This window comes from Thiocystis violacea, assembly GCF_016583565.1.
Lineage (GTDB): Bacteria > Pseudomonadota > Gammaproteobacteria > Chromatiales > Chromatiaceae > Thiorhodococcus > Thiorhodococcus violaceus_A.
The window spans coordinates 35,894-61,546 of the sequence record NZ_NRRF01000001.1; the positions used below are offsets into that span (position 1 = coordinate 35,894).

Here is a 25,653-nt window from a genome sequence, read left to right on the forward strand (position 1 = left end):
GGACGCTGGGGCCGCGTTTAATTAAGCCGGCAGTATAGTGGACGAGGGGGCTGGGTCTCAACGCGCGGACAGGGCGGCGGGTCGGTCCATGCCAGTCGAGGTCCGCGCGGCGCATCGGATCCTGCGGCACCGGGCTGTGAGAGACCTCGTGGTCCGCACGGGTCCTCGGTCGCTCCGAGGTCGGCTGTGTTCGGCCCTTTCCCCCGATAAGAGGCCCATGCCACACTCTGGCCGCCAGGCGCGCCTGGGCAGAATGTCAATCCACCGCGAGACACGCACACGCCAATCATGGGCCGCATCCTTCGAAGCCAATTCAAGCCAGCCTGGTGGCTACCCGGCCCCCACCTGCAGACCCTGTGGCCGAGTCTCGCCCGCCCGCGCCCGAGACCCGAGCACAGTCGGCGGCGGATCGAACTCATGGACGGCGATTTCATCGACCTGGCGATCGCGACCTCGACAGGGCCGCGCGTCCTGGTGATCCACGGACTGGAGGGAAACCTGGAATCCCACTACGCGGGAAGCCTGGTTGCCGCACTCGCCGACGCGGGCTTCCAACCGGTCTTCATGCATCTGCGCGGCTGCTCCGATGAGCCCAATCGCCTCGACCGGGCTTATCACTCGGGCGCCAGCGCGGACCTTGCGGAGGTCTTGGCGAGGCTTCATGAGGATCCGCAGGGCGCACCCATCGCCGCCATCGGGTTCTCCCTGGGCGCCAATCTGCTCCTCAAGTATCTCGGTGAAACCGAGCGGCCGCTGGTCTCTGCCGCGATTGCAGTCTCTGTCCCTTTCGTCTTGCGCGATACCATGCTGCGCCTGGATCTCGGCGTCTCGCGCATCTACCGCCGCCACCTGCTGGACAGGCTGAAAGCGACGCTGCGACACAAGTTCCGCGACCGGCCATTCCCTCTGGACGTGGACATCGAGCGCATTCGTGACTTCAACACCTTCGACGATCAGATCACCGCCCCGTTGAACGGCTTCAAGGGCGTCTTCGACTACTACAGCCAAGCGAGCTGTCGTCAGTATCTGCCGAACATCGAGACCCGGACCCTCATCATCCAGTCCGCCGACGATCCCTTCATGTTCCCGACCACGCTTCCCTGGGAGCACGAGCTTGGACCGGGCGTAACGCTGGAGCTGGCGGAACGGGGGGGACATGTCGGCTTCGTCTCGGGCGCCCGCCCCTGGCGCCCCTTGTACTGGCTCGAGTCGCGAATCCTTGAGTTCTTGAGTGACATCGACCTGCAGCCATGACCCAGAAGGCCCTTGCAAGGCCGGGGATGGGTGCGGTTGCTCGACGCGCATGGCGTCGAGGCGAGCGCCCTACTTGCCCCAGAGGACGAAGTCGACGTACTGCTTGACCTTCTTGTGGCCGGGCGTGTCGATGGTGGTGAACTGAAGGTTGGTGCGATAGCCACCCCTGTTGCGCCTGGCTCGCAGCACCCGGGCATAGACCTCGACCGGGTTGTCCGAGCCCAGTTCGGGCGACAGGGACATGAGGATCTCGGAATAGGTCGGCAGGATCATCGGCAGATCCGCGCTCATGCCGAAATAGCCGAGGTCATTGACCTTGCCGACAAAGCGCTCGACCTGGATGCGTTTGTCCTCGACGCGCCGGAAGACGACGGGGAAATCGACCAGGATACGCGGCGACTTGCGGATCTCGATGGAAGGCACGGCCAGGAGCCTGGGATGTGTCACGGCCTTCAGCTCGTAGAGCTTGACTGGCGTGGATTTACCCTTGACCAGCACCTCGTTCACGGCGCCGATCTCGACGTGCTCCTTGGCGGCCTCGAAGGTCTGCTCGCTCAGCAGGACCTGCCCGCGCAGCGTGTAAGCTTCGATGCGGGCGGCGAGGTTCACCGGGTCGCCGATCACGGTGTATTCGTGGTAGAGGCTGGAGCCGAAGCTGCCGGCCATGACCTCGCCGAAGCTCAGCGCGATGCCCGCATAGAGCCTGGGCTCGCCGCGCGCCTCGCTGTGGCGGTTGAGGTCCGCCATGGTCTGCTGCATCTCGACCGCGCAGTTGAGGGCGCGCAGGAGGTCGTCGGGGCGGCGGACCGGCGGACCGGCGCGCCGAAGAGTGCCATGACCGAGTCGCCCATGAACTTGTCGATCACGCCGCCGTGGCGCTCGATCACCTGCGACATGAGCGAGAAGAAGCGATTCAGGAGGTCGGCCATCTGAATCGCCGGCAAGGATTCCATCAGCGCGGAAAAGCCGCGCAGGTCCGCGATGAGGATGGTCGCCGTGGTGCCGACGATCGGATGTGATTTCTGCATAAAGGCGTCCAACTGTGGTGTCAGCCGCTCACTCAGCGCCGCCTCGAGCCGGCTAGGAGCCGCTTTCCCATACACCTCCTCGATCGCCCCTGTCACCCCGGCGAGGAGCAACTGCTTGTCTTTGTGCTGCATGGCCGTGAGGTCACTCCCCCGGGCAAGAAATTGACAATCTTCATGGGTTTTAGGCCGCTTCGAAGCCATTCTAGCGGGAAGTCTCGGCTACGCAGCTCCCATTCACTAACCTACCTTCACCATGAGAGAAAACGCATGGATCGTTTTACACGAAATTACAGTATCCTGCTCGGCGTTGTCATTGTCGTTGCCATCTTTTTCGGCATCAAGTCCGCTTGGCAGCCCGCGGTCTGGGGCCTGGACGACGTCCTGGTTTCCGACCCGACACTCGCGTCCTATCCTTACCAGTTTCGCGTGCGCTCTTTCAAGAACGGCGTCGCAGTTATCTCAACACCCCGCTCCTTCGATATACCAGCCATCCGTTTTCTTGAGATCATCAATCCCAAGGTGGCCGGCAAGACGCAGGACGATCCGGCAATGATCGAGGCCCAGCAAGATCTCATCAATCACCAGAAACGGGCGATGGGCTTGATCCTCGCCCAACCGGACGTCAAAAGCGTCGACTGGGAGCTGGATACCCAATGGCTGGCGGATCACGGCGTCCATCGGTAACAGTTTTCAGTTTTCAGATCGGTAGGATGGGCAAAGTCCGCGCTCCGGCCCCGAAGGGTGCGTCAAGGCTTGCCGGACGTGCCCATCCTGGAGGGCGTCGAGGGCTTTGATCATCGTTGGACCGGTAGGGTGGACGAGCGAGAGCGAAGTCCACCGAATCCCGTGCCCTTGTTGGTGGACGGCGCTGCGCTTGTCGATCCCACAAAAGACGACTGGCGCGAAGGATGATCGACGCCGCGCCAAGCAAGGATGCTGTGTACCGGAAATCACCCACGTCGCACAGGCTCCTCGGTATGCGCACCCTACTGCTCGTCGACAATGGCTCCAAGCGACCGGAATCGACGCTGAATCTAAGGCGGCTGGCCGAGGAAGTCTCCGCACGCCTGGGCGAGACCCTGCATCCCATCTCCTTGCTGCACTCCGACCAGATCCCCAGCGACCGTCTGGAGGGACGCAGCGCGGAGACCTTCGCCCCCGCGCTCAGGCGCCTGATCGCGCAGGGTTGCCGGGATCTGGTGCTCGTTCCGCTCTTCTTCGGGCCAAGCCGCGCCCTGACCCAGTACGTGCCGGAGACCGCGGCGGAGGTGGCCGCCGAGTTGGGTCGCTTCGAGCTCCAGATCGCCCCAGAACTCTGCCCTCTCCCGGCAGGCGAGCCAAGACTGGCGGACATCCTCATCGATCAGGTCCAGCAGACGGCTCTGGCCAACGCGTTGAAAGCGCAGCGCGTCGTCCTGGTCGATCACGGGTCACCCATCCCGCAGGTCACGGCGGTGCGGCGATGGCTGGCCGAACAGCTCGGCCAACGCCTCGGCAGTGGTGTTGCATTGGAGCAGGCCGTCATGGAGCGCCGTCCAGGGCCTGACTACGACTTCAATGGTCCATTGCTGGAAGATCTTTTGATTGCACTGGCAGAGGCCGATGCCCGCACCCCGGTCCTACTCTCGATGCTCTTCCTCTCCGCGGGCCGGCACGCCGGCGCCGGCGGCGACATCGCCGACATCTGCGAGCGCGTGATGGCCGCGCATCCGGGGTTTCGCATCCTGACCTCGCCGCTGGTGGGCGATCATCCGGGCCTGGTCGAGATCCTCGCCGCCCGAATGGCCGAGGCGCGGCGCTGGTCGACCCTCAGCCTAACTGACACCTGATGCGCCGATACCGCCGATAGCAGCCCAGCTGCAGCCACCAGAGCAACGCGGATGACACCAGCAGGGCCGCTCCAGCGGTACGTCCCAGCCATCCCGCCAAAGGGTGCCCCGGGAGGCCAGCCGCCAGACTCGCGCAGAGGAGCGCCGCCAGAAAGACACCGAGCTGGACGCGCGCCGCGCGCTCCGGAATGAAGACCTGCATATGCGGCAGACGCACCGCGAAGCGCCGCGCGCCGACCTGCCGGTGTTGGAGATGGAACCAGCTCAGAAAGGGCATGATCTTGAGCAGCATGCCCGTGGGTAGCGCAACGCCGACACCCAGGAGCATCAGCACCCCGACCAACTCCCCTCGCCCGCCGAGGAGCCAGGCGGCGGCCGAGGCCAGGATCGCGAGCATGGCCGTCCACCAGTAGAGCAAGGTGACGTCGATCCGCGGGCGCTCGCGCCGGCGTTGCAGGCTCAGCGTGACCATGGCGAAGACGGCCAGCCCAACCGCCGCGAACAAAGACAGCCAGGCCGCCGCGTCCACCCGACCCATGCCAGTCGCAAGCGTCGCCCCAAGCAGCCCGGCGATCACCAAGGGCGCCCCGGCGCGGGTCGCCCAGGCCGGGTAGCCGGGTGTGACATGAAACATCGGGACCACCTGATAGCCGACCCCCATGATCAGCAGACCCGCCCAGCCCAGCAGACCCCAGGCGAGGTGCAGATCGACCCAGGCCGAAAACCTCGGGATCTGTGCGCCCAAGAGCGCCGTCAGCAGCATGAGCCCCAGCAGCAGGGTCATCACCAGGGCCACAAGTGCGAGCCGCATCGCCATCAGGGTCCGCGGCACGCCGCGCGCTCTCGCCAAGGCGATTCCGACTGCGCTCGCAAAGACGGCGACGCCCACGGCCAGAGCCGTCCCGCCGGCCATCAGCCAGACCCGGCCGCCCGCATAGAGCCCCCAGCTCAGCGCCAGCGAGCCCGGCACCAGACAGAGCTGCGTCAGACGCCCAACCGGCACCACGCCCGGAACAGGGGCGCCGGCGAGGACGGGGAGCATCTGGAAGAGCGCCCCGCACATGATCTGGGTGAGAAAACCCAGTGCCAGCAGGTGCGTTGCGGCCAAGGCCGCGGGGGACCAGCGCGAGGCCAGGACCGCCTCGCCTTGCCAAACCAGGAGCAGACCAACCAGCATCGCAAAGAAGGGCGCGGCCAGGAAGAAGGCGAAGGGCACCGTGATTGGCGGCGCCTGATCCAGGCTCAGCCCGGTCGTGTTCAGCATGGGATGCCCCACACCAGCTCATCCGGATGCGGCGGATACTCGGCCGACCAGATCAGGATCTCGAAACGCTCTTCCCCGCCGCGCGCCTGCCAGCCGTAGCCCATGCGCCGGAGCAGGTCGTAGAGGGGGAAGGGCTCACGCCTGTGCAGCACCCAAAGGCGCTCTCCGGGTGGCATGTCCGCCAGGGTGTCGAGAATCCGCTCCATGGGCTCGGGCGGCTCCAGCCAGCGCACGTCCAGGACGCATCGCTCCATGGCTCACTGCGCCGGCAGGCAAGCGGCGATCCCCTCACCGCGCTCACGCAGGGCACCGTCGGCCATGGGATAGAGCACGGTCTCCTCCTTGTAGTTGTGCTGCTGCCCGACGAAATGCAGGGTCTCGAGAATGCCGACACAGGCATCCTTGTCGCGCGTCCCGACGGCGGCGGTCAGATCCTCGAAGAGCGCACGCATCTGGGCGTGCTCGGCGGTCATCACCTCGATCGGGTTGGCGGCCACCGCGAAGACCTGCGCAAGCTGCGGAAAGAGCGTCTCTTCCTCAAGCCTGAAGTGCTGCTCCATGGCCGCGACGAGCGCCTGGGCCGCCGGCGCGATCTCCGACCAATCCCCCAGCGTCAGGCTGGTCTCCGCGGCGGCGAGTAGACGGTCGCAGCGGTGATGGTCGTGGGTGAAAGAATCCGTAATGACTGAGGTCATGGCCGAAGGCGCCTCGTTGAGAACTGAGATGACAGGCATTCTGGCGCGCGAGACCGACCCGGACCTTGACTTGCGTCATGGCTCGCCGGGCCGGCGGACGGACGCGATCGCCCCGCCCCTCAGGGGCTCGGTGTCCAGGGGCGCTCCTGTGCCTCCTTCCCCGAGGCTGCCCGCTGGGTCTTGGCGCGCTCGCGCCAGAGCTGCGGGCGCGAGAAGCCCTCCCAGCCCCAGCGCAGCCAGTCGAGCAAGCGGAAGGCGAGCCAGAGCGCCCAGGCCAGCATGAGCGCCCGATAGACCCACATGGGCACCGAGAGCACCCAGACATCGGGCAGCAGCGGACCCGCGCGATCCTGATACCAGCTCAACATCCCGCCATAGGATCCATTGCCGACGATTTGCATCTCCGGACGCCCGAGCAGCCCCTGTTGCACGGCGCCGATCAGGGCCGCGAGGGCGAGCAGGGTCAGCAGGATGAGACCGACCTGGGTCAGATTAAAACGCCAAGGCCCCGTGCTGGCGTCGAGCCGCCGACGCACCCCGAGCGCGAAGAGCCAGGCGGCCACCAGCAGCATCACCCAGACGTGGGAGAGGCTGAGCCCGATGCTGAGGAAGAACCAGTCGTGCATCCGCAATGGGGTCAGGGGGCTGCGGCCGAGGACCACCGCGAGGCCCGCCATCACGATGAGCACGCCCCAGAAGAGCACCGCCGGACCGATCTCGGGTCCGGCCACCATGAGCACCCAGCGATCGTCCGGCACCCGCAGCCGCTCCGACACATTCACCGCCGTGGCCCCAAGGTCGGGGACGGTCGGCCGATAGCTGATCGTCAGTACCTGAGAGGTCTGCCAGGCGAGACGGATCTCCTGCGCGCCCGGCGTCAAGGGCAGCTCGATCGCGGCAGGGTCGGACGGCAGCGGCAGCGCCCGCCCGTCCACGGCAAGCTCCCGGAGCTCGGCGCCTGCGGGGAGGCGCAGGCGATGCCGGCCGCCCTGGCTGCTGCGGATCTGCAGGACCAGGACGGCATCGCTGCCGCGTCGCCCAGGCGCGACCTGGAAATCCACCCGATCCAGGGTCAGCGTCGGCCCCGGCACGCCGGCCGGCCGGGTGAAGCGCAGCGTCAAGGTCTCCCCCGGCAACGGCCTCCAGCTCGGCAGCCAGCGGTCGGATTCGCCCCGCTGGTGCACCGGGGGGATGCCGGCGGCGTCCATGTGCCAGAGTGTGCTCACATCCAGTTGCCAGGATTCGGCGAGCCGCGTATCCGTGCTGGCGCTGAGGGTCAGGTCAGAGATCGGCTCCAGGCTGGAAACCCAGACCGCCTCCCGTTCGCCTGGCGCCAGCGCCAGCCTGACCCGCCCATCCTCGACCTGGACGCCGGGCGTCTGGACCGCCTCGCCGGGCAGCAGCGAGATCGGTAGCAGCACGGGAAACTCTGGCGAGGACAGGCGGCTGACCCGCGTCTCCACACGCCAGTCGAGCCCGATCCCGAGCCGGCGCTCGACCAGCAGCAGCGGCGGGAGCGCATCCTGCGTCAAGGGGCGATCGGTCTGGGCGCCCGTCTCGGCCAGCCTCACCAACTGGATCTGTCGACCGGGTCGCCCGTCGGCATCCAGGCCCTCCACCCGCCAGCCGTCGGCCTCGACCTGGAGGTGACGCGGCGCCAGTGGCAGCGGAATACCGACCGCATTGCGCGCTGGCAGCGGACCCGCGAGCAGCAGACTGTGGCGCCCCGCTGGCACCGGCGCCAGGAGCCGCCCGTCGGCCCCGCGGCGGATGCGATCGAGAGGGTCACCGTCGAGCCGCTGCTCGGTCGGCGACCAGCCACCACTACCGCCTGGGACGGGCGCGGCCAGCGGCACGGCGGCATCCAGGGTCAGCTCCAGGGTGAGCCGTTCCGGCTCGGCGCGGACGGAGAGCCTCGACAGCTCGAGGCACTGGGGCAGGCAGTCCGGCGGCTCGAGCAGACGTTCACGCAGTTGCCCGAGTAGATCCATGCTGGGCAGCTCGGCGCGGGGCAGCTCCGCGGCCCGCGTCGGCGCCGGCAGCGTCAGACCACCGAGTCCGCAGGCGAGCAGCAGGACCAGGACGCCTTGCGAATGCTTGGGATCGCGGACGACACCGGCCAGACGCAACCCGAGCAGCACGATCAAGAGACTACCGCAGAGCGCCAGGATCAGATTCCAGGTGGGGGTCAGCAGCCAAAGCCGGGCCTGCTCGGTCTGTCCGACGGGGCCGGTCCAAACCAGCTCATACGCCTTGGACTGCCAGCTGGGAATGCCAGGGCCAGTCTGGACCTGGGCATTGGGGTCCAGACGCTCCAGCGGCCGCGGCGCTGGCGACGCCTTGAGCAAGCCCAGGGACTCGGCCGAGTCCTCGACCATCCTCGACGAGCGTTCGCTGAGGAACTCATCGAACCCAACGCTTGGCGCGGGGGGACCCCCGGCACCATCCAGCTCCGTCGCCGGTTGGCGAACGGCGGCGGCGCCCAAGACGCCCCAGCTTGCGCGTTCCAGATGGGGGTAGAGCCCGCCGCGGACCTCGGCGACGAGGAAGGGCAGACCCACCACCAGCAGCGCCACCAAACTCAGCCGCCAGTACCAAAGGACCAGGCCGCGCAGACGTGAGACACCCGCCTGCAATGACGCTTGCGGCAACAGACGCAAGAGCGCGGCGGCCGCGAGCAGGTGCAGCCAAACCAGCTGGGGCGCGCCGGGCGACTGCCAGGTGAGCGCAAGCGCTGCAAGCCCCAGTGCGCCCCAGGCCCAGCCCCAGATGCGGCCGATCCCGATCGTCAGGATGAGAACCAGGAAGAGGTCGAGCAGCGTCCAGCGATAGAGCCAGGTGTCTGGAAGGTTGTCCACACCCGAGACGGCGAGCAGATCCCAGCCGGGCGGGAGGTAGAGACGGCTCGTTGCGTCCATCAAGGAAAAGGCCCAGCCGGAGGCCGGAACGACCTCGGGTGGATCCTCGAGCCGCCCGTCCGCGACCAGGTCCAGGTGTCCCTGTCGCACCTCCACACCCGTTGCCGTCGCCGGCTCCAGGCGGGTGATGAGCTGCGGACTGCCGTCGACCTGAACCTGACCGAGCGCAAGCTCCGCCCCGGCATCCAGGCGCGTGTGGCGCGTCAGCTGGCCGCTGATCCGGTCGCGTACCGTATAACCAGAACCGTCGAAATCCAGCCAAAGCTCGCGTGCCAGACCCAGCCGATCCGGCTCGGGGTCGGCGTCCCCACGACGCTGCTGGGCGAGGGTCATCCGCTCGCCGGGGCCGACCAGGTAGACCGGAAACCGCGTCCACTCCTTGGGCAGGCGCGTCTGGCTCGGATCGAGCGGACTGAGTCCGCCGATCTCGACCTGACGCAGCTCGGGGTGGGCAACGAAGACCCAGACCTCGCGTGCCGGCCAGGGCGCATCCGCGTGCGCTCGCGCAAGCGCACTCACCGCGCCCGCCTGATAGCTGGTCACCGTGATCTGCCAGCGTCCGGGACTGACCTGCACGTAGAGCAAGCCATCCATCTCCAAGCGGGTCGGCAGCGGACTGCGAACGTCTAGCGGCACGCCACCGGCGAGCGGAACCGGCCCCAGACGGACCTCCCGTGCCCGCCCCGAGACCTCCAGCTCCAGCCGCGTCGTGACCTGCAGCGGCAGGCTGTCCTCGATGCGGCGGTAGACCTCGACTCTGAGCTGATCGCCCGCCTCCTCGCCCGCGGGCGGTCTGGGCTCGCGCAGCCACAGGCGCCCGTCGGTCGCGCGCTGGACCAAAGGCTGCGCCTCGCCGTCCAAGACCAGCGTCAGCATGCCCGTTTCGGCGGGCAGAACGAGTGACTCGGGGCGGCGCGACCAGCCAAAGGCTCCGGTCAGCGTGTGACTCCCGGCCGACAGCCGGACGGCGGGCCGCCCGTCGCGTAGAACCACCGCCAGGGGGTTCCCGCCGTCGAGCACATCCAAGGGCCAGGTGTCGGCATCGCCCGGCAAGGGGATCCACTGATCGGCAAAGAGGGTCCACTGCTGCTCGAACCGCCCCGCCTGCGCCGAGAGATCCAGGCTCAGTGCGCCGGGCCAGGCGCAGATCCGCTGCCCATCGCCGTCACCGATCGGGCAGCCGCGCCGATCCTGGCCATCCGGCCCCTGCGTCAGCACCCAGGGGATCCAGGGTTGCAAGACCTCGGGGATACCCAGAGCGACAGGATCCGTGACACCCTGGCCCGCGTTGTCCGCCCCTGGCGCCGCGGCCTGCGCGCCGGCACCCGCGAGCTGGAGCGCCGTGAGCAGAACCAGCGTCCACACGCCGGCGAATCCCGGCCACCATGAGCAGGGCGAGAGGAACCACGCCGCACCGCCTCGCGCTCGGCGGTTGGCATGGGCTGGATTCTCCGGCAGTCTTGCGACGCAGCAGGACATGATATGGGCCTCCCCTGGCAATCCGCTGAGGCTATGGTGGATCCCCGGTCGCACAGACGCAACCCAAGGCTGTCGACGGCGATGGCCTGATCCGCTCAGTGCGGCTGCCGGGCTGTGAGCCGCTGCCCTTCCATCGTTTGGGGTGAGCTTTGGAGACTGGGATGAACGCAACGCCGCACGGCAAGGGCAAAGGGATGCGCCCTTGGATCCTACACCTCGCGCTCGCGGCCCTATTCGGCTCGACGGCGCTCGCCGAGGACATTCCGAGTGCCTCGGATGCCTGCGCGAAGGGACTGACTGAAACGACGCCCTCGACCGAATTCGCCCTGCTCGAAGACGGCGCTGTCGTGCGCCACGAGCGCACGACACTGGAGTGGAAGCGGTGTGCGGAAGGTCAGACCTGGGACGCCGATGCCAGAGGCTGTCAGGGTCGCCCGAACGCCATCCCCTGGGCCAAGGCCATCAAGCTCGCCAAGGGTGCCGGGGGGGAGTGGCGACTACCGACAGGGGAAGAGCTGCTGACCATCATCGAGAAGTGTCACTACTCACCGGCCATCAACCCGCAGGTCTTCCCGAATACCAAGGGCGTGCTGTTCTGGTCGTCTTCGTCGGATACCGGCGGCCTGGATCGCGCCTGGGCGGTGAGCTTCTTTGGCGGACAGTATTATCGTGCCGGAAAGACGCAGAACGGCCGGGTCCGGCTCGTCCGCGGCACCTTGAAGAGCGAGCCGAAGCCCTAAACTACCAGGGGCGGTATTCCAGGCCGGGCAGAGCCTCGCGATCGAAGACCGCGGGCAGCGCCATCATCAGCGCTCTCAGCTCGTCGAGCCCGAGAAAGCGCCCGTAGGATGCCTTGGCGGCATCGATGGGTAGCTCAACCCAATAGCGCTGGGACTGCGGCTCGAAGAGGATCTGCAGGGTGTTCTCTTGGGCATCGATGATGCCCAGATAGTCATCCTCGCTTTGCAGCCGAGGCAGAAGCTGCTCGCAGATCGCGCGCGCGCTCATTTCAACGGCGCTCGCCGAGGAAATCGACTCGCCGGATCGATCGAAGAGATAGAAGACACGATAGTGCATAGCCGAGGGTCATCACTCCATCAAGATCGACGCCGCCGCCATCATGTTATGATTTAGGTCTTGGGGTGCGGGTGCGATCTGTCCCGAAATCCACCGAAGCGACCGAGTATAACCCCGAACCTGTCTCGGATCATCGTTGAAATGTTCTGATGATCGAACGCCCGCATCGACCGCGGACTGAGCCACGCACCCTCCCAGGGTTCGAGCGATCCCTCCCCGAGAATCGACCCATCCGTGTCTGAACCATCGTTAGCGCAGAACAGCGAATCGGCCACGCGCCTGTTTCGCTCCCGTGTCTTCAAACCGGCCGAAGGCGTCTTCCTCTTCCACCCGCGCGCCATGGAGCGCCTGATCGAAGAGCACCTCGAGACGCTGGGCTACGAAGGCTCGACGCCCACGCTCACCTACTATCTGATGCCCTCTTGCGCCTTCCTGCGCGGGCTGGAGTCCGAAAACCCCGAGGCGCTCGCCGTGATCGAGGGGCTGAACCTGCCCGATCAGGTCATCCTCTTACCCATGCCGGAGCAGGTGCGCCCGGACGAGGCCAGCCTGACGCGCCTGCTGAGGGACTATTGGGCAAGGCGCTTCGAGGGCGAGGTCGCGCGCAGCTGGGAAATGGCCCGCAGCGACAACCTTGGCCACACCGGCCTGGATCACAGCGGCGTGGATCACAGCGGCGTGGACGCCACCCGTTTCGGCGCCGCGGGTCTGCGCGAACGCATCGGCGAGACCGCCTGGAGCGAGGTGCGTGAGGTACTGACGCGCGACGCCGTCATCCCAGCCGGACTGGACGACGCCACGCTGTGCCGCGGTTTCGTCGCCCTGGTGGCACGCCTGCGTTACTTCAGCCCCGGGGTGCGCGGCTTCTTCTTCCCAGCCATCCACGACTGGCAGGCCCTGGATCTCTGGCTGGTCGAGAGCGGCTTGGATCTCCCCCCGCCAAGGTCGGGCGGCCGTCTACCCCAGCTCCTGGAGCGCACCCGTCCGGACCGGCGCTGCGGCCATCCGGCCCAATATGCCGCCCTACCGGCCGCGCTGCCCTACGGCTGCTCGGATCCGGATTTCCGGGCGGATCAGGGCGCGTCTGTCGCACAGCCGGTAGACCTGGCGCCTGAAGACGCCATCGACCTCGCCGATCTCGCGACCGACCTCGCCGACCGACAGCCGATCTCCGGCACGGCTCCGGAGGCACGCTGCCTGGCGGCACTCCGGCAGGGATCCCAGCTGCCGCGACAGGACTGGAGGCGGCGCACCGGCGACTGGTTGATCGGCCTCTTCGCGCCGCTCCTTGAAGTGCTGCTCGGGTTCTCGCTGCTCAGGCTGACCGATCGCTTTCGCCGACGCAGCCGCCCGCCGAAGGCCGCGCGCGGACTGCGCCTCGAGATCTACCTGCGCCTGTTCAGACACGCCATCCGTCAGGCGCAGCGCGCCGAGCTGCACGACCATTATTCCGCCGCGATCCAGCACCTAGGCGTCGCCGAGCGGCGCTTCGACGCCATGGGCGAGCCCTGCGCCCCCGATGCGCAACGGGTCCGCGCCATCCTCCGGCAGCGCCGGATCCTCGCCGAGGATGCGCTCTGCGACCTCCTGGCCGCCAAGTGGAAGCTCGCCCGCGACGATGGACGGGCGCTCACCCGACTGGTCAAGCGGTTGAGCGCCACTGTCGGCGGCGCACGGCGCATGCGCAACAGGCGCGCCATCCTCAAGGATCTCGAACGGGTCCTTCTGGAGAGCCGAACGACCTACTACCAACTCCGCCCCCTCGCGTGGCTCTTCACCCTCGGGCGTCAGCACATCCGCCAGATCCTGCCATTCCAGGCAAACCTCAAGGCACTGCGCGCGCTCGATACCAGCCTGGGCCGAATGGAGCGCACGGGCTGGCCGTTGGCGGAGCTGGAACAGTCCATCGCGCCCCTGCGGGCGCTGTCCGGGCGCATCACGGATCAACTGGAGCGCCAGCTCAAGCCGCATCTGAGTCGCGCCCTGCGCGAGGCCGGCTTTACGCCGAGCACCCATCGCGAGGAGGTCGCTTTCCACAAGCTCCTGCTCGAGCTGCTCGACGTCATTCGCCGCCGGCGGCACCTGAAGTTCACGGACGTCCGCGACCTGGTCGCACGCAATGTGATCCGCTTGCCGGACCTCTCCGTGCGAGAACTCGTCCGCGGCGACCGCCTTGCCCGCTTCGACCGCAGTGCCGCCCGCGCCCTGCCGGGCGTCTATCGGCGCGGCGAGATCTACATCAAGGGGCTGCAGCAGCTCGGCGCCCCCTTGTTCGGGACGCCAGTGGGACGCCTGCTCCTGCGCCACCTCATCCTGCCCTTGCTGCTCGCCTTCATCGGGCTCAAGACCCTGGACGTTCTCATCAGCCTCTTCGTCGCTCACAAGCACGCGCACCATCTTGCCAACCCCGTACTGATCGTCGCCATCGCCGCGGCCTTCAACGCCATTGCCTACACACGGGCCGGGCGCTTGGGCGCGCGCGCCTTCCTGCAGGGTCTCTGGTGGGGCCTGCGCCTGCTGCTCTTCGACGGACTGCGGCGAATCGCGCGCTGGCGACCCATCAGCCGGCTGCTCGAGACCGAGGTCGTGCGCGGACTGGACCGCAATCTGCTCCGACCCTTCCTCATCGGCACGGCGCTCATGCTGCCGGTCATTGGGCTTGCAAGCCTGATCGAGGGCGAGTGGATCGAGCCGAGCTTCTCGCTCGTCGCCTTGACGCTGGCATTGGGCGTCCTCGTGCGCAACACGCCAGCGGGACGCAGATTGCTGGACGACTTGGCCAGCGCCGCGGGGCGCCTGCTGCGCCGCCTCAACCAGACCCTGGTGATCGGCCTCATCCAGGAGCTGATGCAGTTCTTCAAAGAGCTGACCAGGCGCTTCCAGCAAGGGCTGCACCGCATCGAAGAGCGGCTCAGCCATCATCTGGGCGAGTCCATCCCGCAGCTCCTGATCAAGTCGATCCTGGTGCCCGTCTGGCGGTTGCTAGAGTCCGTGATCCAGTTCTATGTGACCGTGCTGGTCGAGCCCCAGATCAACCCCATCAAGCACTTTCCCGTGGTCACCGTCGCGCACAAGATCCTGCTGCCCTTCTTGCCCATGATCACGCGATTCCTGGTCGAGCTGCTCGATCCGGTCGCCCCCAAATGGGTCGCCCTCCCCTTCGTCACGCTCACCGTGCTCCTGCTGCCTGGGCTGGGTGGCTTCCTGGTCTGGGAGCTCAAGGAGAACTGGAAGGTCTATGCCGCGAATCACGGCGCCTTGCAGCCCGAACTCGGACTCGGCCGCGGACTGCGCGCCCTGCGCCGCACCGACCTGCCCGAAGCCCCCCTGGAGCCCGCCATTCTCGGCAGTCACGGCGAAACCATGCGCGCCTGTCTCAGGCGCGGCTTCCACAGCGGCACCTTGCCCAAGGCCTTCGACCGCCTGAGGGCCGTTCTACGCACCCAGATCCGCACCGGAACCGAGGCACCCATGCGTCTGCGAGATGCGCAACGCCACCTCGCCGAGATCGAGCAGACCATCTGCCAATTCTGCGACCGCGAGCTGGGCTATGCGCTGAGGCGCCGCTGCAAGGATCCCGAGTGCGGCCTGATGCGGATCGAGACCGGGCGCCCTCGCCTGTCGACCGCCTCCTTCGAGCTCACCCTGACGCTCGAAACGGGACCGCCCTCCGATGCCGGCAAGCTCCAGCTCTGGCTGCGTCTGTGGCTATTGGAACCAGAACTCCACCTCGAAGCCGAGCTGACCGGCCCGGTCACCAATCTGGGCGAGAGGTGCCGGGCGCTCATCCAGGAAGACATCGCGGTCTTCAGCGAAAGGGTGGGAGCAACAGTGAAGGAGATCCGGCTGGGATAAGCCGCAATCCGAGGGAGCCGTCGGGTAAGCATGACCGCCACTCAGAGGGCGCACCTACGAATGGCGCCCTTCAATCCGGATCCAGCCGTTGAACAGCCTTTCGGGCGAGTCCGGGTTGATGCCGGGAAAGACTTGAGGCGGCGGCCTGATTCGAGGTCGATGTAAGGTCCGCAATTCGGGTCTGACAGGGACCCAAAACAAAAGCCGGCGCGAGGCCGGCTTTAGTCTGGAATGATTTTATTGGTGGGCGCAGCAGGGATTGAACCTGCGACCCCTGCCGTGTGAAGGCAGTGCTCTCCCGCTGAGCTATGCGCCCTGATTGGATTTCGAAATATATCTGATCTTGCGTATTCTGGTCAATACTTGCAGCCCCAGAGCGCGCAGCGAATCCGTTCTGGCCAGCCCGATCCTGCGGCCGAAGGACGCTCGGGGTATGGGAGGCGCAGGTCGTCGGAGACCAGATGGACCTTGCGCGTTAGCGGCTGAGTCGGCGTGGCGACGATCCCGTAGGACATCGCGCGGATCACGCCGACTGACCAGGATCGCTTCGTCCTGAGCGGCACTGTTCGGAGCAGTGCGCCATCAGGAGCGGCGGATCACCGGGCACAAGGTGAATTCCAGAAACGAACGCGCCCATTCTCCAAGGCTCGGAGCCAGGATGATGGGCACGCCCCTAGGAGTACCAGCGCTTCAAACTACTTTGGATCACGCGGGCATTGAGCGCTGCTCAAGACGCGGCCTCTCAGGCGGATAAGATCGGGAGAAACAGCCAGGGATACCGAAGCGGAAAACGAGCCTAACGCGCCAAGAACGACGGCGCTGGTGGAGTTGCCTCGACTCAACGAGCGGCAGCGACCTGGACGTTGTCGTGGATCTCTTCGTCGTCATCGTCGTCGCCGGCCAGATCGGTTTGGGCCGACCCTTGGAAGGCTTCGTTGACTCGATCCCTGAGTTCTTTGCCCGGCTTGAAGTGCGGGACGTACTTGCCAGCCAGCGCGACGGAGTCGCCTGTCTTGGGGTTCCGACCGATGCGTGGCGGACGGTAGTGCAGCGAAAAGCTCCCGAATCCACGGATCTCAATCCGTTCGCCGGACGCGAGCGCCGTGCTCATGCGCTCGAGGATCTTTCTGACAGCCTCTTCGACATCTTTGTAGGCAAGATGATCCTGCTCAGCGGCCAGAATGTCGATCAGCTCCGATTTCGTCATAGTCATCGACTCCTGGAAAAAACCGGCGGGAACCCGGCGCTTGGCCAGGTCCCGCGTCCTCATGACGTCAGGCGGTCATCAATTCCCGCGCTGAGCCTCTTCCATCTGCTCCTTGAGAATGTCGCCGAGGGTCGCCGTGCCGCTCGCCGCGTCACGCGAATAGCCCTTGATGGCCGACTGCTCCTCCTCGTGGTCCTTGGCCTTCATGGACAGCGACAGCGTGCGGTTCTTGCGGTCGACGCCCATGAACTTGGCCTCGATCTCCTCGCCAGCCTTGAGGACCGAGCGTGCGTCTTCAATGCGGTCGCGCGAGATCTCGGAGGCGCGCAGATAGCCCTCGACGCCGTCGCCCAGGGTGACCGTCGCGCCCTTGGCGTCCACCTCGGCGATCACGCCGGTCACGATGCTGCCCTTGTCATGCAGGGCAACGAAGCTGGAGAAGGGATCCTTGTCGAGCTGCTTGACACCCAGGGAGATGCGCTCGCGCTCCGGATCGACGGAGAGCACCACGGTCTCCAGCTCGTCGCCCTTCTTGTAGCGGCGCAGCGCCTGCTCGCCGGCCTCGTCCCAGGAGATGTCGGAGAGGTGAACCAGACCGTCGATGCCGCCGTCCAGACCGATGAAGATACCAAAGTCGGTGATCGACTTGATCTTGCCGGAGACGTGATCGCCCTTCTTGTGGGTCGTGGAGAATTCGTCCCAGGGGTTCATGGCGCACTGCTTGATGCCGAGCGAGATGCGGCGACGCTCCTCGTCGATATCCAGCACCATGACCTCGACCTCGTCGCCGAGCGCGACGACCTTGCTCGGGTGGATGTTCTTGTTGGTCCAGTCCATCTCGGAGACGTGGACCAGACCCTCGACACCCTCTTCGATCTCGACGAAGCAGCCGTAGTCGGCGATGTTGGTGACCTTACCGAAGACACGGGTGCTCTCCGGATAACGGCGCGAGATGTTGACCCAGGGATCCTCGCCCATCTGCTTGAGGCCGAGGGAGACGCGCTGACGCTCGCGGTCGAACTTGAGCACCTTGATGCTGATCTCGTCGCCGATCTCGACGACTTCCGAGGGATGCTTGACGCGACGCCAGGCCATGTCGGTGATGTGCAGCAGGCCGTCGATGCCGCCCAGATCCAGGAAGGCGCCGTAGTCGGTGAGGTTCTTGACCACACCCTTGACTTCCATGCCCTCTTCCAGGTTCTTGAGGAGTTGCTCGCGCTCGGCGCTGTACTCTTCTTCCACCACGGCGCGGCGGGAGACGACCACGTTGTTGCGCTTGCGGTCGAGCTTGATGACCTTGAATTCCTGCTCCTTGCCTTCGAGGTAGGTGGTGTCGCGCACCGGGCGGACATCGACCAGGGAGCCAGGCAGGAAGGCGCGCACGGTGCCGAGATCGACGGTGAAGCCGCCCTTGACCTTGCCATTGATCATGCCCTTGACGGTATCGGCATTCTCGAAGGCCTTCTCCAGATAATCCCACGCGGCGAAGCGCTTTGCCTTCTCGCGGGACAGCCGGGTCACGCCAAAGCCGTCCTCGACGGCATCCAGGGCCACTTCCACTTCATCGCCGACGGCCACTTCCAGCTCGCCTTCCGGACTGATGAACTGCACGCGCGGGATGATGCCTTCGGACTTGAGTCCGGCATTGATCACGACGTTATCGGCGGTGATCTCGATCACGGTTCCGACGACAATGGTCCCCGGCTGCAGCTGGGTGGTATTCAGACTTTGTTCAAAGAGTTCGGCAAAGCTTTCGGTCATGAGATCCAATTATCCTGAGAGCGGCGCGCTATCCCGCCCCATCCGGAGCGAGGGGTTTTAATGAAAGAAAAGGTCGGAGCATTCTGCACCGACCCCCTAATGAATCAGGCGTACCCGGTCGGCCACCCCGTGGTGTGCGCGGCCATGGGATAGGCCCCAGCAGTTCCTAGGCGACCAGCCCCGGGAAGACGCGCCTCACCTCTTCCAAGACCCGGTCAAACACTTCAGCGATGGACATCCGCGAGGAATCCACCAAAACGGCATCCTCGGCAGCACACAAGGGCGCGACCGGCCGGGAGCGATCACGCGCGTCCCGTTCACGGATGTCCGTTATAAGTCGCGGGAGGTTAGCATCCAATCCCTTTTCTTTCAACTGTTTATACCGACGGTCTGCGCGGATTTCGGGACTTGCGTCGAGAAAGATCTTCAAAGGGGCCTGAGTAAAGACCACGGTACCCATGTCGCGGCCGTCGGCGACCAATCCTGGCGGGCGCGCCATCTTGCGCTGCCACTCGAGCAGTACGGCGCGCACCGGCGGATGAGCGGCGGCTCGCGACGCCGCGGCTCCGGCCTCTTCGGTCCGGATGGCCTCGCTCACGTCCTCGCCATCCAGCAGCACCTGGCCCGCGGAGAAACTCAGCGGCAGTACCTCGGCCAACTGCGTCAGAGCCTGCTCGTCGTCTAGCGCCAGGCCGCGCCGCTGAGCGGCGAGACCGAGGACGCGATAGATGGCGCCGCTATCGAGCATGTGCCAGCCCAACCGCTCGGCCACCAGCGCCGTGATGGTGCCCTTGCCGGTTCCGGAAGGCCCATCGATGGTAATGACCGGGGTCACGCCGCCTGCTCCTGAATCTTCAGGCCGGCCTGTGCCGCCAGCCCGGGGAATCCGGGGAAGGAGGTCTCCACGTTGGCGCAGTCATGCACCTCGATCGGCCCCTCCGCCCTGAGCCCGGCCATCGCGAACGACATCGCGATCCGGTGATCGCCTTGCGCATGGATGGACCCGCCGTCCGTGGAGCCGATCTGCCCGCCGAGGATGCGAATGCCGTCTGGGCGCGGCTCGGCCTGGATCCCGAGCTGCACCAATCCGTCAGCCATGACCTGGATGCGGTCGCTCTCCTTGACGCGCAGCTCCTCCGCGCCGGTGAGGATGGTCTCGCCCTCGGCACAGGCGGCGGCGATGAAGATGGCCGGGAACTCGTCGATCGCGAGCGGGACCTGATCGACCGGGATGTGGATACCGCGCAGCCGCGCCGCCTTGACGCGAATGTCCGCCACCGGCTCCCCGCCAGCGGTGCGGCGGTCGATCAGCTCGATGTTCGCGCCCATTCCGCGCAGGATGTTGATGATGCCGACGCGGGTCGGGTTGATCCCGACGTTCTCCAGCAGCAGATCCGAACCCGGGGCGATGCTGGCGCCCACCATGAAGAAGGCCGCCGACGAGATGTCCGCGGGGATGTTCAGCCGGCAGCCCAACAGTCGCCCGCCGCCCGTCAGACAGACGCGCGCACCCGCGCGGCGCACCGAGTAGCCGAAGGCGGTCAACATGCGCTCGGTATGATCGCGGGTCGGCGCCGTCTCGATGATGCAGGTCTCGCCCTGGGCGTAAAGCCCGGCCAGCATGAGGCAGGACTTCACCTGAGCGCTGGCCATCGGCAGAGGGTATTCGATCCCCCTGAGCCCGGAGACAGGCTCGACCCGCAGCGGTGCGGTGCCGTCCGCGGTCGTCAGGATCTGCGCCCCCATCTGCGCGAGCGGCGCCGTCACCCGGCGCATCGGCCGGCGCGTGAGGGATTCGTCGCCAATGAGGGTGCTCGGGAAGGTCTGCCCCGCGAGCAGGCCCGCTAGGAGCCGCATGGCGGTGCCGGAATTGCCCATGTCCAGAGGACCTTCGGACTGCGTCAGCCCGCGCAGCCCCACGCCGTGGACGCTGAGCTCACCCTGCGTCGGACCCTCGATCTCGACGCCCATCCGCCGAAAGGCAGCCAAGGTCGCGAGCGCGTCGGCACCCTCGAGAAAGCCGCTGATGCGTGTCACGCCATCGGCAATGGCGGAGAGCATGATGGAGCGATGAGAGATCGACTTGTCGCCAGGCACGCGAAGACGCCCTTCAAAGACGCCGCCGGGGGCGATGAGATATCTAAGGTTGGTTGTTGGGTCCAATGGATCTCCGACGCCAGCAGGGTCGAGTCGATAAAAAGCGCCGCATTCTAGACGCGCATGGGCGAGGGGTAAACCACTGACTCGCCTGGCACCGGCCAACCGGATGGTCCAGAACCCGGCAAGACCGCGCACGGCTGGCGTCGTCCGGTTAGAATCCCCAGCCCGAGCGCCATGCACCGGCGCCAGCCAATGAGGAGCCTCCAGTGTCAGAACGCCGCGTCGACGTCGCTATCATCGGGTCCGGAACCGCCGGCCTGAACGCCATGGCGCAGGCCCGCAAGGCCGGCAAGTCCTTCGTTCTCATCAACGGCGGGGAGCCGGGCACCACCTGCGCGCGTGTCGGCTGCATGCCCTCGAAGGCGATGATCCAGGTCGCCGAGGACTATCACCGGCGCACGCACCTCGGGAAGTACGGCATCGACGGCCACGAGGCACTGACGCTGGACATCCCGGAGGCGCTGGAGCACGTCCAGGATCTGCGCGACACCTTCGTCGACCGGGTGCTCGGCAGCAGCACCGACGACATGCCCGCGGACCTCTTCATTCAAGACTACGCCCGCCTGCTCGAACCGACGCTGATCGAGGTCGGCGACCAGCGCATCCGGGCCGGCGCGGTCGTCATCGCCACCGGCTCGCGCCCCTTGGTCCCCGAGCCTTGGAAGTCCTTCGGCGAGCGCGTCATCACCACCGACGACATCTTCGAACTCGACGACCTGCCGGCGCGCATGGCCGTGATCGGCCTCGGGACCATCGGGCTGGAACTGGGTCAGAGCCTCTCGCGGCTGGGGGTGCGGGTCACCGGCTTCGATCAGCTCGACCGGATTGCGGGGATCCAGGATCCCGAGGTCAATGCGGCGGCGATCGACATCATCGGCAAGGAGTTCCCCATCCACCTCGGGCAGGTGGCCGAGATCACCGAGGAAGGCGAGCATCTGCGCGTCTCGACCGGCGCGCACAGCGCCCTGGTCGACAGGGTGCTCTGCAGCATCGGGCGCGTGCCCAATGTCGAGGGGCTTGGTCTCGACTGCCTGGGCGTGCCGCTCGACCGGCGCGGGCTCCCGGCGTTCGACCCCAACAGCATGCAGGTCGGCGATCTGCCGGTCTTCCTTGCCGGCGATATCACCACGCAGCGGCCGATCCTCCACGAGGCAGGCGACGAGGGCAAGATCGCCGGCTACAATGCCGCCCGCGGCGAGCGGCTCAGGTTCCGCCGCAAGACGCCGCTCTTCATCAACTTCTGCGATCCCAACATCTGCGCCGTCGGTCAACGCTGGAACGACCTCGACCAGGCGGGCTCCGCCATCGGCCAGATCAAGCTGGCGCCGGTCGGGCGCGCCCTGATCATGGGCAAGAACAAGGGCGTCATTCGACTCTATGCGGACAAGGCGAGCGGCAAGCTGCTCGGCGGCGAGATGATCACCCCCAAGGGCGAAAACCTGGCGCACCTGCTGTGCTGGTGCATCGAACAGGGTCTGACGGTCGGCGAGCTGCTGCGCATGCCCTTCTACCACCCCGTGATCGAGGAGGCCCTGCAGGCCGCGCTCTATGACCTCTACGGCAAGATCGATGCAAAGAACACGGGCGGCCTGACCGAGCTGGCCGAGTTGCCGGGGTAGAGGCACGCTCGAGCCATGTGCGCGAACTGATAACTGAACAACTGACAACTGACAACTGAACAACCCCGATGCCTATCACCGAGAAACAGAAACGCTGGCTCAAGAAACAGGTGCACCACCTCAAACCGGTGGTCACCCTGGGTCAGCACGGGACGACCGACGCCGTCCTGGCGGAGATCGAGATCGCCCTCGCCCATCACGAACTGATCAAGGTTCGCGTCAATGCGGGAGACCGAGAGGAGCGCGACGTCTCGGTAGAACTGATTCGCGAGCGCACCGGCGCGGACCTCATCAGCCGCATCGGCAATGTCGCGGCCTACTACCGCCACAACCCGAAGAAGCGTCAGCCGCTGGAAATTCCCAAGCTCTGATCGGCCGAGGATTTCACCCGCCCGGCACAAGACCGAGCGCGTCGCAGAGCGCGCGCCCAGTCGCCTTGTCGTGACAGCGCAGGACCGCCATGCGGTCGGGCGAATGCGGGTCTGGATGGACGTCGACGCCCGCCGCCTCGATGATTGCCCGCCGCGTCTCATCCAGCTCGCCTCCACCGAAGATCGAGATCACCAGCCCGCCAGGGATCGGCGGCGGGGGCTCGACGGCGTGGCCATCGACCAGGGCAACCCAGGCGGGCAGGAAGTCCGAGCCGTAGAGATCGAAGAAACCGTTGGAGCCGCGCAGGTGCACCTCGATCGGCCGCCCGCCGATCATCTCGATATTGCACAGCCCGGTGTAGCCCGCGAGGTTGTCGGCCACCCAATCGGCAAGCCATGGCTCCAGCGCCGGCAGCGCGACACCCACATCCCAGTAGACCGAGCGCTCCGCGTCCTTGACCTCTGAGCCCTGTGTGTGGGCGAACCAGACCGCCCGCCCCTCCCGCACCAGACAGTCGCTGCTGGTATGCGACCCCCGCAGGCGCTCACACCAAAAGCTGCCGGCCTCATTGGGCACGGCGGCTGCCGGAACGGCGCGCGCGTTCAGCGACATTCCGGCCAGATTCAAGATGGGCTTGACGAAGACCTGAGCATCCGCGGCGACGCCAAGGTCGCCTGGGTCGACGCCGCAGGGTGCCGCTACAAGCCCGACCGAAAGCGCCAGATCCAGCTTGTTGTAGACCTGCCGATGGTTGGGATTCAGCCGCCAGGCCGCCGCATCGCTCACTGCGACCTCGGCCATCGGCTGAGGCTGGAAGAGATGACGCCGCTCAGGCAGGACACCGACGAATGCCATCAACACACCCCCATTGGTTTCATCTCCCATCGCCTGGCACCGCCCCGCGGTGCCACCCCCGCTCGACGAGGACTCAAACGCTCGGATCACTCGAAGCAACCACGCGCGCGACCTGACACAACCCCGACTTGAACGGCGGAAAGCCGCTGATGGGATCCAGGTGACGGTCATCCGTCAGCTCGTTGATGTTGGCGCCGTGCCAGCCGTGCGTGCAGTGCACCACCCCGGGCTTGATGCCCTCCGTCACCCGAGCGACGAAGCGCACGGCGCCCCTGGGCGAACTCACCCGCACGGTCTCGCCGTCCGCGATGCCGCGCGGCTCGGCGTCCAGGGGATGGATCTCGACCAGGGGCTCGGGCACGGCGCGGCGCATGCGGGCCATGTGCTGGTGCTGGGAATGCGTATCGAACTTGGTGCGCGCCCCACTGGTGAGCACCAGAGGGAAATCGGCGGCCACCTCGGGGGTCGAGACCGGACTCTCAGCCGGCTCGCGATAGACCGGCAACCCATCGTGCCCGGCCTCGCGCAGCTCGTGGGAATCGAATTCGACCTTGCCGCTCGCGGTTGGGAATCCACGCAGACGGTAGAGTCGGTCCGCGTCGAGGAAACCATTCTCGACCAGATCCTCGATGGCATCGGCATAGACGGTCACGCCATCCGGATTCGCGTACACCTCGTCGCGAATCTCCTCCGGGATCCCTTCCGCCGCCTCCGCCCAGGATGCCTCCAGATCGCCCTCCCAGAATTGCTCGCCCATGCCCAATCGTTGCGCGATCTGCAGGAAGATGGCGCCATCGGGGCGCGCCTCCGCCTTGGGAGCGACCACGGGCCGGCGATACCGCAGCTCGCCCTGATAGGCACAGCCGGGATAGGCGATGAGCGCGGGCCGCTCCAAACTGGTCGCCGCGGGCAGCACGATATCGGCCTGCAGCGTTGCAGGATTGTGGAAAAAGTCCGTCGCCACGAAGAACTCCAGCGAGGCCAACGCCTGCTCCATGCGCTTGGAGTTGGGCCACATGGCGGTGTTGATGCCCATCGCCAGCAAGGCACGAATGCGCTGCGGGCGTCCGTCCAGAATGCAGTCCGGCAGCAGCATGCTCTGACCCGCCGGCCAGTAGCGGGTCCAGACGGGATAGACCTCGTCGCCAATGCGTGGCGGCAGGTGGTTACGGCAGTAGTCGAAGAGTTCGATGGGCTTGGGTAGCGCCTTGTCGTTGAAGAAGCGGTTGCCGCCCTCGCGATCCAGATTGCCGGTGACGGCCGAGAGCAGAATCAGTGCCCGGTGGTTCTGGAAACCGTTGCTGTGCTGAACGGTTGCGGTCGGCGAAAGCGTGATCTGAGCGGGCGCCGTGGTCGCGAACAGCTCGACGGCGGCGCGCAGGTCCTGCTCGCGAATGCCGCAGATCTGCGCGACGCGCTCCGGCGTGAATTCGCTGACGTAGTCCCTGAAGGCATCGACACCACTGCACCACTGGTCCAGGAAGCCCTGATCCTGCCAGGCGTTGGCGAAGATGAGGTGGTGAAAGCCCAGCGCGAGCGCCCCGTCCGTGCCCGGCCGGATCTGCAGATGGATGTCCGCCTGATCCACCATGGGCGTGCGGCGCGGATCCACGACGATCATGCGGCGGCCCGGCTTGAGGGTGACCAGCCCATGGCTATCGAAGGGCGGGATGGAGCCACGCGGGTTGGTCGACCAAATGAGGTGACAGCGGGTCTTGGGCGAGACCACGGTCGAAGTGGTCTTGATCTTGTAGCCGAAGGTCACTTTCTCCGCCACCATGGTCGCGGAGAAGCAGCAACCGCTCTCGGTCAAATAGTTCGGCGAGCCAAAGGCATGCGCAAGCCGCTGCAGCTGCGGCCTGGCCTCCTTGGTGTAGCCGGCGAAGAAGCCGACCGCAGGCGCGCCGTCCTTTTCCCTCACCGCCGCCAAGCGTTCGGCGATGGTAGCGAGTGCCTCGTCCCAGGAGATCCGCTCGAACGCCCCGCTGCCCGGCGGCCCCACGCGCTTGAGCGGATAGAGCAGACGATCCGGGTGATTGCGGCGATCGATCTGGACGTAACAGCGCGGGCAATCCGGCCCGCGCACGCCGATTGGCTCGCCGGCGTCGTCGAGCTCCACCTCAATGGCGCAGTTGGCATCGCATTCGTAGCAGGTGCTGGGTTTGGTTGGCATGGTCGTCACTCTGAAAACGGGGCTGATGAGCCGCGGCGCGGCGGGCCACAGCAAGAGGCATGGGCGTTAGAACCCCAGGATTGGGTCTGGATGCGTTTTCAACAGGG

At 66.4% G+C, this 25,653-nt stretch carries 20 protein-coding genes and 1 tRNA gene; 7 read left to right on the forward strand and 14 right to left on the reverse strand.

The window, feature by feature from the left end:
- The first annotated feature begins 288 nt into the window (after positions 1-288).
- Complete coding sequence (locus CKO23_RS00165) at positions 289-1,254, forward strand: hydrolase (protein WP_200327722.1); 966 nt, start codon at positions 289-291, stop codon at positions 1,252-1,254.
- A 69-nt stretch (positions 1,255-1,323) separates the two neighbouring features.
- Here CKO23_RS00165 and CKO23_RS25380 read toward each other — a convergent pair whose 3' ends face one another.
- The gene (locus CKO23_RS25380) at positions 1,324-2,001 is read right to left on the reverse strand and encodes an adenylate/guanylate cyclase domain-containing protein (protein ID WP_242482122.1); all 678 of its coding nucleotides are present in this window, start codon (positions 1,999-2,001) and stop codon (positions 1,324-1,326) included.
- Positions 1,935-2,414, reverse strand: coding sequence for an adenylate/guanylate cyclase domain-containing protein (locus tag CKO23_RS25385; protein ID WP_242482123.1), 480 nt, complete (start codon positions 2,412-2,414; stop codon positions 1,935-1,937). The genes CKO23_RS25380 and CKO23_RS25385 overlap by 67 nt, the downstream gene beginning before the upstream one ends.
- Before the next feature lie 135 nt (positions 2,415-2,549).
- On the opposite strand from CKO23_RS25385, the gene CKO23_RS00175 reads away from it, so the two are divergent.
- Positions 2,550-2,966 carry a hypothetical protein gene (locus CKO23_RS00175; protein WP_200327723.1) on the forward strand — a complete coding sequence of 139 codons (417 nt, stop codon included), beginning with the start codon at positions 2,550-2,552 and terminating at the stop codon, positions 2,964-2,966.
- A 293-nt stretch (positions 2,967-3,259) separates the two neighbouring features.
- Positions 3,260-4,111, forward strand: a complete 852-nt coding sequence (locus CKO23_RS00180; RefSeq protein ID WP_200327724.1) for a sirohydrochlorin chelatase — start codon at positions 3,260-3,262, stop codon at positions 4,109-4,111.
- On the opposite strand, the gene CKO23_RS00185 is transcribed toward CKO23_RS00180, so the two are convergent.
- From CKO23_RS00185 to CKO23_RS00200, 4 genes are all read right to left on the reverse strand, one after another.
- Positions 4,092-5,375 carry a hypothetical protein gene (locus CKO23_RS00185; protein ID WP_200327725.1) on the reverse strand — a complete coding sequence of 428 codons (1,284 nt, stop codon included), beginning with the start codon at positions 5,373-5,375 and terminating at the stop codon, positions 4,092-4,094. The two genes, CKO23_RS00180 and CKO23_RS00185, sit on opposite strands and share 20 nt — an antisense overlap.
- Complete coding sequence (locus tag CKO23_RS00190; protein WP_200327726.1) at positions 5,369-5,629, reverse strand: DUF2249 domain-containing protein; 261 nt, start codon at positions 5,627-5,629, stop codon at positions 5,369-5,371. The genes CKO23_RS00185 and CKO23_RS00190 overlap by 7 nt, the downstream gene beginning before the upstream one ends.
- Before the next feature lie 3 nt (positions 5,630-5,632).
- Positions 5,633-6,070 carry a hemerythrin domain-containing protein gene (locus CKO23_RS00195; RefSeq protein WP_200327727.1) on the reverse strand — a complete coding sequence of 146 codons (438 nt, stop codon included), beginning with the start codon at positions 6,068-6,070 and terminating at the stop codon, positions 5,633-5,635.
- 119 nt (positions 6,071-6,189) lie between these two features.
- Complete coding sequence (locus tag CKO23_RS00200) at positions 6,190-10,353, reverse strand: hypothetical protein (RefSeq protein WP_200327728.1); 4,164 nt, start codon at positions 10,351-10,353, stop codon at positions 6,190-6,192.
- 275 nt (positions 10,354-10,628) lie between these two features.
- Between CKO23_RS00200 and CKO23_RS00205 the strand changes: the two genes are divergently transcribed.
- On the forward strand, positions 10,629-11,207 hold the full coding sequence (locus tag CKO23_RS00205) for a DUF1566 domain-containing protein (protein WP_242482124.1): 579 nt from the start codon (positions 10,629-10,631) through the stop codon (positions 11,205-11,207).
- Between the two features lies 1 nt (position 11,208).
- On the opposite strand, the gene CKO23_RS00210 is transcribed toward CKO23_RS00205, so the two are convergent.
- The gene (locus CKO23_RS00210; protein ID WP_200327729.1) at positions 11,209-11,544 is read right to left on the reverse strand and encodes a hypothetical protein; all 336 of its coding nucleotides are present in this window, start codon (positions 11,542-11,544) and stop codon (positions 11,209-11,211) included.
- Between the two features lie 234 nt (positions 11,545-11,778).
- Between CKO23_RS00210 and CKO23_RS00215 the strand changes: the two genes are divergently transcribed.
- Positions 11,779-15,399 (forward strand): sulfite exporter TauE/SafE family protein, encoded by a 3,621-nt coding sequence (locus tag CKO23_RS00215; protein WP_200327730.1) that lies wholly within the window; start codon positions 11,779-11,781, stop codon positions 15,397-15,399.
- A gap of 241 nt (positions 15,400-15,640) precedes the next feature.
- Here the strand turns inward: CKO23_RS00215 and CKO23_RS00220 are convergent.
- The 5 genes from CKO23_RS00220 to aroA all read right to left on the reverse strand — a co-directional run bounded on the left by CKO23_RS00220 (position 15,641) and on the right by aroA (position 20,530).
- A tRNA-Val gene (locus CKO23_RS00220) sits at positions 15,641-15,715 on the reverse strand.
- Between the two features lie 522 nt (positions 15,716-16,237).
- On the reverse strand, positions 16,238-16,606 hold the full coding sequence (gene ihfB / locus CKO23_RS00225) for an integration host factor subunit beta (protein ID WP_200327731.1): 369 nt from the start codon (positions 16,604-16,606) through the stop codon (positions 16,238-16,240).
- A 78-nt stretch (positions 16,607-16,684) separates the two neighbouring features.
- Positions 16,685-18,367 carry a 30S ribosomal protein S1 gene (rpsA, locus tag CKO23_RS00230; protein ID WP_200327732.1) on the reverse strand — a complete coding sequence of 561 codons (1,683 nt, stop codon included), beginning with the start codon at positions 18,365-18,367 and terminating at the stop codon, positions 16,685-16,687.
- A gap of 166 nt (positions 18,368-18,533) precedes the next feature.
- The gene (gene cmk, locus CKO23_RS00235; protein WP_200327733.1) at positions 18,534-19,202 is read right to left on the reverse strand and encodes a (d)CMP kinase; all 669 of its coding nucleotides are present in this window, start codon (positions 19,200-19,202) and stop codon (positions 18,534-18,536) included.
- Positions 19,199-20,530, reverse strand: a complete 1,332-nt coding sequence (gene aroA, locus CKO23_RS00240) for a 3-phosphoshikimate 1-carboxyvinyltransferase (RefSeq protein ID WP_200327734.1) — start codon at positions 20,528-20,530, stop codon at positions 19,199-19,201. Before aroA ends, cmk begins: the two co-directional genes overlap by 4 nt.
- A gap of 203 nt (positions 20,531-20,733) precedes the next feature.
- Here aroA and CKO23_RS00245 point away from each other — a divergent pair, with 203 nt between their 5' ends.
- Both CKO23_RS00245 and yhbY read left to right on the forward strand, forming a co-directional pair.
- Positions 20,734-22,146 (forward strand): dihydrolipoyl dehydrogenase, encoded by a 1,413-nt coding sequence (locus tag CKO23_RS00245; RefSeq protein WP_200327735.1) that lies wholly within the window; start codon positions 20,734-20,736, stop codon positions 22,144-22,146.
- Positions 22,147-22,214: 68 nt separating this feature from the next.
- Complete coding sequence (gene yhbY / locus CKO23_RS00250) at positions 22,215-22,517, forward strand: ribosome assembly RNA-binding protein YhbY (protein WP_200327736.1); 303 nt, start codon at positions 22,215-22,217, stop codon at positions 22,515-22,517.
- A 13-nt stretch (positions 22,518-22,530) separates the two neighbouring features.
- Here yhbY and CKO23_RS00255 read toward each other — a convergent pair whose 3' ends face one another.
- Together CKO23_RS00255 and CKO23_RS00260 are read right to left on the reverse strand one after the other, a co-directional pair.
- Positions 22,531-23,373: a hypothetical protein gene (locus tag CKO23_RS00255; RefSeq protein WP_200327737.1), complete on the reverse strand. Its 843-nt coding sequence runs from the start codon at positions 23,371-23,373 to the stop codon at positions 22,531-22,533.
- A gap of 73 nt (positions 23,374-23,446) precedes the next feature.
- A complete protein-coding gene (locus CKO23_RS00260; RefSeq protein ID WP_200327738.1) occupies positions 23,447-25,546 on the reverse strand; it encodes a molybdopterin-containing oxidoreductase family protein in 2,100 nt (699 codons plus the stop codon).
- Positions 25,547-25,653 lie beyond the last annotated feature (107 nt).

Excerpts from the sequence above, each read along its gene's own strand:
- CKO23_RS00165 (WP_200327722.1), top strand. The coding sequence starts at position 289 with ATGGGCCGCATCCTTCGAAGCCAATTCAAGCCAGCCTGGTGGCTACCC.
- CKO23_RS25380 (WP_242482122.1), bottom strand. The coding sequence starts at position 2,001 with ATGGCGGACCTCAACCGCCACAGCGAGGCGCGCGGCGAGCCCAGGCTC.
- CKO23_RS25385 (WP_242482123.1), bottom strand. The coding sequence starts at position 2,414 with ATGCAGCACAAAGACAAGCAGTTGCTCCTCGCCGGGGTGACAGGGGCG.
- CKO23_RS00175 (WP_200327723.1), top strand. The coding sequence starts at position 2,550 with ATGGATCGTTTTACACGAAATTACAGTATCCTGCTCGGCGTTGTCATT.
- CKO23_RS00180 (WP_200327724.1), top strand. The coding sequence starts at position 3,260 with ATGCGCACCCTACTGCTCGTCGACAATGGCTCCAAGCGACCGGAATCG.
- CKO23_RS00185 (WP_200327725.1), bottom strand. The coding sequence starts at position 5,375 with ATGCTGAACACGACCGGGCTGAGCCTGGATCAGGCGCCGCCAATCACG.
- CKO23_RS00190 (WP_200327726.1), bottom strand. The coding sequence starts at position 5,629 with ATGGAGCGATGCGTCCTGGACGTGCGCTGGCTGGAGCCGCCCGAGCCC.
- CKO23_RS00195 (WP_200327727.1), bottom strand. The coding sequence starts at position 6,070 with ATGACCTCAGTCATTACGGATTCTTTCACCCACGACCATCACCGCTGC.
- CKO23_RS00205 (WP_242482124.1), top strand. The coding sequence starts at position 10,629 with ATGAACGCAACGCCGCACGGCAAGGGCAAAGGGATGCGCCCTTGGATC.
- CKO23_RS00210 (WP_200327729.1), bottom strand. The coding sequence starts at position 11,544 with ATGCACTATCGTGTCTTCTATCTCTTCGATCGATCCGGCGAGTCGATT.
- ihfB (WP_200327731.1), bottom strand. The coding sequence starts at position 16,606 with ATGACGAAATCGGAGCTGATCGACATTCTGGCCGCTGAGCAGGATCAT.
- rpsA (WP_200327732.1), bottom strand. The coding sequence starts at position 18,367 with ATGACCGAAAGCTTTGCCGAACTCTTTGAACAAAGTCTGAATACCACC.
- yhbY (WP_200327736.1), top strand. The coding sequence starts at position 22,215 with ATGCCTATCACCGAGAAACAGAAACGCTGGCTCAAGAAACAGGTGCAC.
- CKO23_RS00255 (WP_200327737.1), bottom strand. The coding sequence starts at position 23,373 with ATGGCATTCGTCGGTGTCCTGCCTGAGCGGCGTCATCTCTTCCAGCCT.
- CKO23_RS00260 (WP_200327738.1), bottom strand. The coding sequence starts at position 25,546 with ATGCCAACCAAACCCAGCACCTGCTACGAATGCGATGCCAACTGCGCC.